Raw genomic sequence first — 9957 nt, 5'->3', positions numbered from 1 at the left:
TAATGATAAGTAAGAATTCATGTTTATATGAATTCTTACTTATCATTATTTATGCAATACTCTATCGATATATTTATTACATTTTTTCTTGCTTTTTTATCACTTGCGTAGTAAAGTGATAGTAAGATGAACGCTAGGAAGTGACAAAACATGCGTGATAATACGATAGGATCATTAATATGGTTACGTTTAATACGATTTACGAACCAAAGTAATCAAATGTCAAATGAGTTTTTAAAACGTTTTGATTTAACGACAGCTCAATTTGATGTGCTTTTGCAAATACGTACGTATCAACCACTAACACAAATGGAGTTAGCTGAAAAGGTAACTGTTACACAAGGTGGCATTTCTCGAATGTTAACTCGTCTTGAAAAAGAAGGATATATTGTACGAAAACAAGATTGGAAAACGAAAACAATTAGTCTTACAGAGCAAGGGGAATCGGCCTTAGAGAAAGCATTGCCAGAGCAACTTGCATTTCAATCTTCGTTTTTTGATGATGTATTAAATGAAGAAGAGCAGAAAATATTATACGAGCTAATGACGAAAGTTCATAAGCATAGTGAAAAAAAAGAATTACCGCAAGAGTAATTTTTTTTACACTATCAATTGACTAATCAAGTGAAGGTATAGGTAATACGGAGATATACCTGACTTACCAACGTTTTTAGAAAAAAACGAATACTACTTTATTAAAGGGGAGAGTAACTATGGAAAAATACCGTATAGATATAAGAAAAGGAATTGAGTTTGGATTATATTCAATTGGTGATCATGTTTTAAATCCACATAATGGGGAGAAAATTACGCCAGAGAAAAGAATTCACGAACTAATTGAAACAGCTAAGTTAGCAGATGAGGCAGGGCTTGATGTGTTTGCTGTCGGTGAAAGTCATCAAACGCATTTTACAACACAAGCTCATACAGTTATTTTAGGAGCTATTGCACAAGCTACGAAAAATATAAAAATTGCAAGTTCAGCAACGATATTAAGTACATCTGACCCAGTTCGAGTATATGAGGATTTCGCTACAATTGACTTGATTTCTAATGGACGTGCAGAAATTGTGGCTGGTCGTGGATCTCGTATTGGGGGATATGGTTTACTTGGTTATGACGTGAATGATTATGAAGAATTATTCGAAGAGAAGATGGATCTTTTATTAAAAATTAATAACGAGGAACATGTAACATGGAATGGACAGTTCAGAGCACCGCTCGCACATGCATCGGTTATTCCAAGAGCGAAAAATAATAACTTACCAATTTGGCGTGCAGTTGGAGGTCCACCAGCTAGTGCAATTAAAGCAGGACGCGCGGGTGTACCAATGATGATAACAACACTCGGTGGTCCAGCAATTAACTTTAAAGTGTCAGTAGATGCTTACCGCGAGGCTGCTGTACAAAGTGGATTTGATTCAGCTAGTTTACCAGTTGCGACAACGAGTTTATTTTATACGGCAAAAAATTCGCAAGATGCACTTAGTGAATATTACCCTCACATTAATGCTGGTATGCTTACACTGCGCGGTGGTGGGTATCCGAAACAGCAATTTACAAATGCAATAGATTACCGTGATGCTTTAATGGTTGGTAGCCCACAACAAATCATTGAGAAAATGCTTTACCAATATGAATTGTTTGGCCAACAACGCTTTATGGCACAAATTGATTTTGGCGGTGTACCATTTGATAAAATTGAGAAAAATATTGAATTAATTGCTACTGAAATTTTACCAGCCGTTAGAAAACATACAGCAAAATAAATAAAAAAACTGAGAGTCTAATCGACTTTCAGTTTTTTTTATTTGTTCTGGAAAAATGACAAAAAAATGAACTTTTAGTCGAGGAAGAGGGAAGTTATTTTCTATTTTTGAATAACATTATTTCGAGTTTGAATTTTGAAAATACATTTTTCTCTTGACAAAAAACAAGCGTTTATCGAGGGTGGTTTCGAGGACATTTTTTCGGGTGAAAGTCAAGTGTATGAAGAGAAAAACGATTGTTTTATAGATATAAAAGTAAGAAGTATATTGAAAAAACACATTTTGCTAATGAGAAAAATCTGATTCAAAAAAATGACAAAAGACATATTTCAGACAAAATGATGTCAATAATACGTCAAAAATAACCTGAATTTACTATGCAGGTATATTATACAATTCGATTAACGAATAAAACACTACAGAAATAGTGAAAAGGTAAAAAATAGCATTACAATAGTTTGAAAAACTGAAACTTCATATTTTTCGACAATACATACAAAATGTTTTTGTCTTTTCGTATTTCTTAATAATTGAGTTTGATAAGATTGCTCAATTAACTTTTATTATAAAAACTATGAAGGAAGTGATTTTAGTATGGAAACGCTCGAATTGGCACGAATACAGTTCGCATCAACAACGATTTTCCATTACTTTTTTGTTCCGCTGTCAATTGGTTTAGCTTTTATTATTGCGATCATGCAAACGTTGTATGTGGTAAAAGGGCAAGAAGTATATAAGAAGATGGCAAAGTTTTGGACGCAATTATTCCTTATTAACTTTGCAGTAGGTGTAGTAACAGGTATTTTACAAGAATTCCAGTTTGGTATGAACTGGTCAACGTATTCACGTTTTGTAGGTGATGTATTTGGTCCATCACTTGCGATTGAAGGATTACTGGCATTTTTCATTGAGTCTACATTCCTGGGTTTATGGGTATTCGGTGAGGATAAATTACCGAAGCGAATTCACTTAATGTGTATTTGGCTCCTTTCAATTGGAACGATGTTATCAGCATTCTGGATTTTAACTGCAAGTGCATTTATGCAGTCACCTGTCGGGTATGAAATGGCAGCTGATGGTCGTGCGCAAATGAATGATTTCTTAGCCATTATTCAAAACCCACAACTATGGGTACAATTCCCGCATACAATTACAGCGGCAATTGCAACAGGTGCATTCTTTATTGCTGGTGTAAGTGCATGGAAAATTACAAAAGGACAAGAAACTGTAGTATTTAAAAAATCTTTCCGAATTTCTATCATTGTTGGAACAATTACAACGGCGCTTGTATTATTCTTCGGTCATGCACAAGCGCAACAATTAATTAAGACACATCCAATGAAGATGGCGGCAGCTGAAGCGCTATGGAATACAAGTGAGGATCCAGCACCATTTACAGTATTTTCGAAAATTGATACAGAGAAGAAAGAAAATTCGTTTGAAATTCAAATCCCTTATATGCTAAGTCTATTATCGTATGATAAGTTTAGCGGTCAAGTTGAAGGGATGAATCAAATTCAAAAACAATATGAGGAAAAATATGGACCTGGAGATTATATTCCTCCAGTGCATACAATGTTTTGGAGTTTTAGAGCGATGGTAATGAGTGGAACATTCATGCTTCTTCTAGGAGCTTACGGATGGTTCTTATCAAGAAAAGATCGTTTAGCAGAAAAAACGTGGTATTTAAAATTAATGGTGTATGCAATTTCTCTTCCATTCATCGGTAATACAGTAGGGTGGATTATGACTGAAATGGGTCGTCAACCTTGGGTTGTATTTGGTGTAATGAAAACAGAAGATGCTGTATCACCAAATGTAACATTCGGTGAAGTATTATTCTCACTTATTTCATTCACATCAATGTATTTAATTATGGGTGGAATTTGTGTGTACTTATTTGTTCGTACCATTAAGGGCCACAAGAATAAGAAAACGAAAAAGGATTATCAAAGCCATGATCCATTTGATAAGGAGGAAGAGTATGTTATCTCTTAATGAGTTATGGTTTTTAGTTATTGCAATCTTATTTGTTGGATTCTTCGTACTGGAAGGTTTCGACTTTGGGGTAGGAATGGTTTCGAGGTTTTTAGGAAAGAATGATTTTGAAAAACGAGTTTACTTAAATACAATAGGACCGTTCTGGCACGCGAATGAAGTATGGCTTGTTTGTGCTGGTGGAGCCATGTTTGCGGCATTTCCGCACTGGTATGCAACTTTATTTAGTGGTTTTTATATTCCATTTGTATTTATGCTTCTTGCTTTAATTTTAAGAGGTGTTTCCTTTAAATTTCGTGCGAAAATAGATAATCATAAATGGAAGAGTGCATGGGATTGGGGGATGTTTATTGGAAGTATGTTACCTCCTATCCTTTGGGGAGTTGCGATTGCAAACTTTATGGTAGGTGTACCTATTGATGAGAGTAAAAATGTTGTAGGTGGATTCCTGCAATTACTTCATCCATTTGCGTTACTTGGAGGAGTAATGTTTCTCCTACTATGTATTGTTCACGGATTACAATTTCTTACGATACGTACAACTGGTAAATTGAGAGAACGTGCACGAATTGCTGCAATAAAAATTGCACCATTTTCATTAATTACACTTCTTGTTTTTGCTGGTGTGGGGTTATGGAAAACCGACATTTTCACTGCTCATGGAACAGAATGGATTATGGTGCCAATCGGAGCTTTTGTAGCACTATTAGTGTCCACTTTATTAAATAAAAGAAGAAGAGATGGTTGGGCTTTCTTTATGACGAGTTTAACAATCATTTTACTAAGTGCGAGTGTATTTATCGGTATGTTCCCACGTGTTATGATTAGCTCTTTAGGAGCAATGAATGATTTGACAATTTACAACGCAGCATCAGGAGCTTATGCATTAAAACTTATGACTTACTTTGCGATTGCTATTTTGCCTTTCGTTATCGGAAGTCAAATATGGAGTTATTATGTATTTAGACAACCTGTTAAGTCAGACAACGATTTGGAGTACTAATGAAAAGAAAAAGAGGACTTCCGTCTTATCCCGGTAGCCGTATTTTATATGTAGCGTTAACGATTATTAGTATTTTAGAAGCTTTTAGTATTATTGCGCAAACAATCTTTTTAGCACGAGCTATTACGTTTTTATTTCATGGAGAGACAGTACAAACAATATTAAGTGAAATTGTTTATTTTGGTATCGCGTTTGCAGCGCGTCACATAGTAGTTCGAACATCACAAATATTAGTGGAACGTTTTGCTGAAAAAACAGGGTCGTTACTAAGAAAACAACTAATAGAGGCATATTTCACATTAGGTCCAAGGTATGTTCAAACTGTTGGAACTGGTCATCTGGTTACCTTATCAATTGAAGGGATTGAGAAATTTAAAACATATATTGAATTAACGATTCCTAAAATGATTAGAAGTAGCATCGTTCCAGGTCTAATTGTACTATACGTTTTTACGCTAGATATTGAGTCTGGAATCATTTTAGTTGTAACGATTCCTATCGTGATCATATTTATGATTCTTCTCGGATTAGCAGCGCAAAAAATGGCAGATAGTCAGTACGAGATATATCGTGTACTTTCGAACCATTTTGTAGATACGTTAAAAGGTTTAGAAACATTAAAGTATTTAGGAAAAAGTGAACAGCACGAAGCAAAGATTGAAAAAGTAAGTAAAAGGTATAGAAAAGCAACGATGCGTACTTTGCGAGTTGCTTTTCTTTCTTCTTTTGCATTAGATTTCTTTACGAGTTTATCAATCGCGTTTGTGGCAGTTGGATTAGGGATACGTTTAATAGATGGAACGATTATACTATTACCAGCCCTTACAATTTTGATTTTAGCTCCGGAATATTTTCTGCCGATTAAACAAGTGGGAGCAAATTATCATGCAACATTAGATGGACAAATTGCGATGGAGCAAATAGAAGAGATTTTGCAACAACAAAAAAGAATACAAAAGAAAGATTTAAATGAAGATATAGTATGGAATGCCTCTAGTAGCTTGAAATTACAAGACATCAAAGTTAATAATACTGAATCTGAAAAGGCTATATTAGAAGGAATTAATTTTACTTGGGAAGGTAACGGTGCTATTGGTGTTATTGGTGAAAGTGGTGCAGGCAAATCGACGTTAATCGACGTATTAGCAGGTTTTTTATCTCCTTCGAGTGGAAAGATGTTAGTAAATGGTGTAGAAGTTGATGGATTTACTCGTGAAGATTGGCAAAAAAATATCGCTTATATTCCGCAGCAACCTTATATTTTTCCGCTTTCATTAAAGGATAACATTCGTTTTTATGAAACAAATGCAACAGATGAAGAAGTTGAAAGAGTTATTAATGAAGTCGGCCTTCGTTCACTCGTTACATCACTTCCAAATGGGATGCACGAAAGAATTGGGGAAGGTGGACGTATGCTAAGTGGCGGACAAGAACAGCGTGTTGCTATGGCGCGTGCGCTTTTAAGTAAAAAACCAATCATTTTATTAGATGAGCCTACGGCACATCTTGATATTGAAACCGAATTTGAAATAAAGCAAGCGATGTTACGTCTATTTAATGGAAAGTTAGTATTTTTAGCAACCCACCGTCTACATTGGATGAAACAAATGGACCATATTCTTATTTTAAATAAAGGGGAAATGAAAGAAAGTGGGACGTATGAAGAATTTTTAGAGAATGAGACATTACATTTTCATAGGGAAGAGAGGGGAGAGAAATGAGTAACTGGGTTAAACCTTATATAAAACAAAATAAAGGTAGAATGACTTTAACTATTTTCCTTGGTCTTCTTGGAGTTAGTTCAGGAGCGATGTTACTTTTTATTTCAGGTTATTTGATCTCAAAATCTGCCCTTAGACCAGAAAATGTAATGGCTGTATATGTTCCTATTGTTGCAACAAGAGCGTTTAGTATAGGGCAAGCTGTATTTCATTATATAGAGCGCTTAGTCGGACATGATGTCGTACTACGTATATTAGAAAAAATGAGAACGAGGCTATATAGAATAGTAGAACCACAGGCGTTATTTTTCCGTTCTCGATTTCAAACGGGTGATATGTTAGGAGTGTTATCCGAAGATATAGAGCATTTGCAAAACCTATATTTACGTACAATATTTCCTAGCATATTAGCGCTAGTTGTTTATAGTATCTTCGTACTTGTTATCGGTGCATTTGATTTTGTTTTTGCACTTATTGTAGGTTGTATGTTAGCTATTATCGTTTTTCTTCTTCCGTTTGTATCATTACTTTTGATGAAGAAACATCATGTTACTTTAAAGCAAGGAAGAAACCGTTTGTATCAACAACTGACAGATGCTGTTTTTGGATTATCTGATTGGCAAGCAAGTGGTCGTAAAGATGAATTTATTAATGAGTATGTAAAACAAAATGATCAGTTGTTAAAAATCGAAAAGAGAGTGAAACGCTGGTATCATATTCGGGACAGTATCATTCAATTAGTAGTAGGTATTGTAGTTATTTCGATGATCATATGGACTGGGAATGAAGCGGCAAGTGAACAAATTGCTCCTACAGTTATCGCAGCTTTCGTATTAATGACTTTATCTGTAACGAACGCGCTTATTCCTATTGCAGATGCCATCGATCGAATACCGTCGTATGTAGAATCTACCCATCGTCTTAATGGCGTAGAAAGTGATAGTGTTTTACATGATGAAACGGATTTGCATGGAGAGAAAGATTATATTGAACCAAAACATGTAGATATTGAACTGAATCACGTATCGTATAGTTATCCAGATAGTAATGAGATTGTATTAAAAGATGTATCATTACAAATAAAAGCAGGGAAGAAAATTGCTATTTTAGGGAGAAGTGGGACAGGGAAATCTACTTTACTAAAATTGTTAACAGGGGCGTTAAGCCCAGTAAATGGCCAAGTTGTACTAAATGGTGAACGAGCTCATACGAATCTTTTATCTAAATATATTTCTGTATTAAATCAAAAGCCGCATTTGTTTGATACGACAATTGGAAATAATGTACGAATTGGCAAACCAGAGGCGACGGATGAAGAGATATGGAAAGCTTTAGAGAAAGCACAATTAGCTTCACATGTTACTTCTCTTCCAGCCGGATTACAAACAAAAATGCATGAAATGGGAAAGCGGTTTTCTGGTGGGGAAAGACAAAGGGTTGCTTTTGCTAGAACTCTTATGCAAGAAACACCAATTATTGTACTTGATGAACCGACTATCGGTTTAGATCCAAAAACAGAATTGTCTTTAATTGAAACAATGTTTTCTGCAACGGAAGAAAAGACGGTTATTTGGATTACGCACCATCTTGTAGGAATAGAACATGTAGACGAAGTTATATTCCTTGATCGTGGCCAAATTGTCATGCAAGGTAGTCATAAACAACTTCTGAAAGAAAATGAAAAGTATCGTAAACTTTATGAGTTAGATAAAGGAATATAATTTGAATAAGCAATAATTGTAAAAATAGCTACGCCTAATGGTGGAGCTATTTTTTTTGTTAGATTGCAGGTGTATATGATTGTTACGAATTAAAAATGAATTTCATATTATACATATAATGGAGGGGATGTACATGAAGGAGCAATATAAAATCATTGTTTTAAGTGATGAATTATCAGGGGATAGGATTCGAAATACGTTAGACAAAAATAAATGTAAAACAATAGTTCATGTTGTGGACGTTTCAGATGTTGTTCGTATAGAAAGTTCTTTTCAATATATAGTCATTTGGAGAGGGGACGCAGAAAAACTTACAAATGACTTGATAAATAGGGGCGTGCAAAGTTCAAAAATTATTAATTTAACAAAATACATGTATGAATGGAAGGATAAATTAATTTCTATCTATCAAATAAATCCGGATCTTATGTCTTTATACATTTCTATGAAAAAAGCAAAGAGTGATCCGACGTATGAATTGTTTGCTACCGGTTTGTCTTATCCGCATTGTGGCATAAGTACGGAGCTTCTCTCAAAAAAATCAATAAAATTAACACTTCCATCGCAAGATCTATACTATGATTATTTAATAGCGTCACAACTTTTATCAAACAATCATTCATTTCAATATTGTTTAATAGGAATAGCCTATTTCTCGTTTTACTTTGATATGTCGTTATCATCTGAATCATATAGAATTCACAAAGTATATTATCCATTGTTTCAAGATGGTCATCATACTGTAGTTCACTCTCCTCTACCCACTGATGGATTCTCCCATCTAAATACTCCGAAACCACTTCTTTCTATTTTTAATTTGCATTTTGAATATATTTTATTAGACGAACTAAAAGATGAATCATTGACGCTGCCTTGGATAAATGCTGAGTGGAATACCACTCCTCTTCACATTCCTTTTGAAGAACACGGGAAAATAAGAGCAACTTCACATGCTAAACTGTCGTACCCTCATACTTTAGTTGAAAATAAAATGATTTTTAAAAAATATTTAGATTTACTGTTAAAAAATGATATAAAGCCACTAATTGTTGTGTTCCCTGTTACTTCACATTATTTCAATTGTAGTAGTAAGAAATTAAAAGAAGATTTTTATAAAGTTATAAATGATTTTCAAACTCAATATTCTTTTCAAATCATAGATCTATTTGATTCGCCATTATTTTGTGACGATGATTTTTATGATAGTGATCATATGAATAAAAAAGGTGCAAATAAAATGTCCGCATTATTAAATATGTTTATTCAGGAACGAAAAGTATGATAATTTGTTTCATGTTTGCATAAAAGTATATAGGCTCCATACAGTTAAAGTAATGTGATTTTTGTGTCGCGTATATAAATAATATGCGAAGAGGTGAGAGAGTTAAAATGAGAACTCGTATTGAAAGAACTGAAGAGGTGGTAGAGCAACTTCCGTTGGTAAGTGTATTAATTCCTACGTATAATCGTCCTCGTTACTTTGAAAAGGCGCTATGTAGTGTGTTAGAACAAACGTACCCTAATATAGAAATTATAGTTGGAGATGACAGCACGAATGATGAAACAGAAAAAGTGTTACAAAAATACTTATGTGATCATTCAAATATTATTTATATAAAAAATAGATCAACTCTCGGACAATTTGAAAATGCGCTAATGTTATTTAATGAAGCGAACGGTGAATATATAAATTTTTTAATGGATGATGATGTATTTCATGTGAATAAAATTGAAAAAATGATGAA

The 9957-nt window shown here is 34.1% G+C and carries 8 protein-coding genes; all 8 read left to right on the top strand.

What is annotated here, in order from left to right:
* The first annotated feature begins 150 nt into the window (after nucleotides 1-150).
* Nucleotides 151-594, top strand: coding sequence for a MarR family winged helix-turn-helix transcriptional regulator (locus ABWK52_RS21000; protein ID WP_001205528.1), 444 nt, complete (start codon nucleotides 151-153; stop codon nucleotides 592-594).
* A gap of 119 nt (nucleotides 595-713) precedes the next feature.
* A complete protein-coding gene (locus ABWK52_RS20995) occupies nucleotides 714-1769 on the top strand; it encodes an LLM class flavin-dependent oxidoreductase (protein WP_000417536.1) in 1056 nt (351 codons plus the stop codon).
* 594 nt (nucleotides 1770-2363) lie between these two features.
* Nucleotides 2364-3767, top strand: a complete 1404-nt coding sequence (cydA, locus tag ABWK52_RS20990) for a cytochrome ubiquinol oxidase subunit I (RefSeq protein WP_000448869.1) — start codon at nucleotides 2364-2366, stop codon at nucleotides 3765-3767.
* A complete protein-coding gene (gene cydB / locus ABWK52_RS20985) occupies nucleotides 3754-4770 on the top strand; it encodes a cytochrome d ubiquinol oxidase subunit II (protein ID WP_000950083.1) in 1017 nt (338 codons plus the stop codon). The genes cydA and cydB overlap by 14 nt, the downstream gene beginning before the upstream one ends.
* Entirely contained in the window at nucleotides 4770-6491 is a 1722-nt protein-coding gene (cydD, locus tag ABWK52_RS20980; protein WP_098507704.1) for a thiol reductant ABC exporter subunit CydD, read from the top strand. Before cydB ends, cydD begins: the two co-directional genes overlap by 1 nt.
* Nucleotides 6488-8212 (top strand): thiol reductant ABC exporter subunit CydC, encoded by a 1725-nt coding sequence (gene cydC, locus ABWK52_RS20975; RefSeq protein WP_053512680.1) that lies wholly within the window; start codon nucleotides 6488-6490, stop codon nucleotides 8210-8212. The genes cydD and cydC overlap by 4 nt, the downstream gene beginning before the upstream one ends.
* Nucleotides 8213-8345: 133 nt before the next feature.
* Nucleotides 8346-9494: a hypothetical protein gene (locus ABWK52_RS20970; protein ID WP_000664252.1), complete on the top strand. Its 1149-nt coding sequence runs from the start codon at nucleotides 8346-8348 to the stop codon at nucleotides 9492-9494.
* 107 nt (nucleotides 9495-9601) lie between these two features.
* Nucleotides 9602-9957, top strand: a 356-nt coding sequence (locus ABWK52_RS20965; protein WP_353772112.1) for a glycosyltransferase family 2 protein, incomplete at its 3' end; no start/stop codon positions are given.

The sequence above is a fragment of the Bacillus sp. AP50 genome, from assembly GCF_040492675.1.
Classification (GTDB): Bacteria; Bacillota; Bacilli; order Bacillales; family Bacillaceae_G; genus Bacillus_A; species Bacillus_A cereus.
This window is presented reverse-complemented; position numbering and strand designations above follow the sequence as displayed.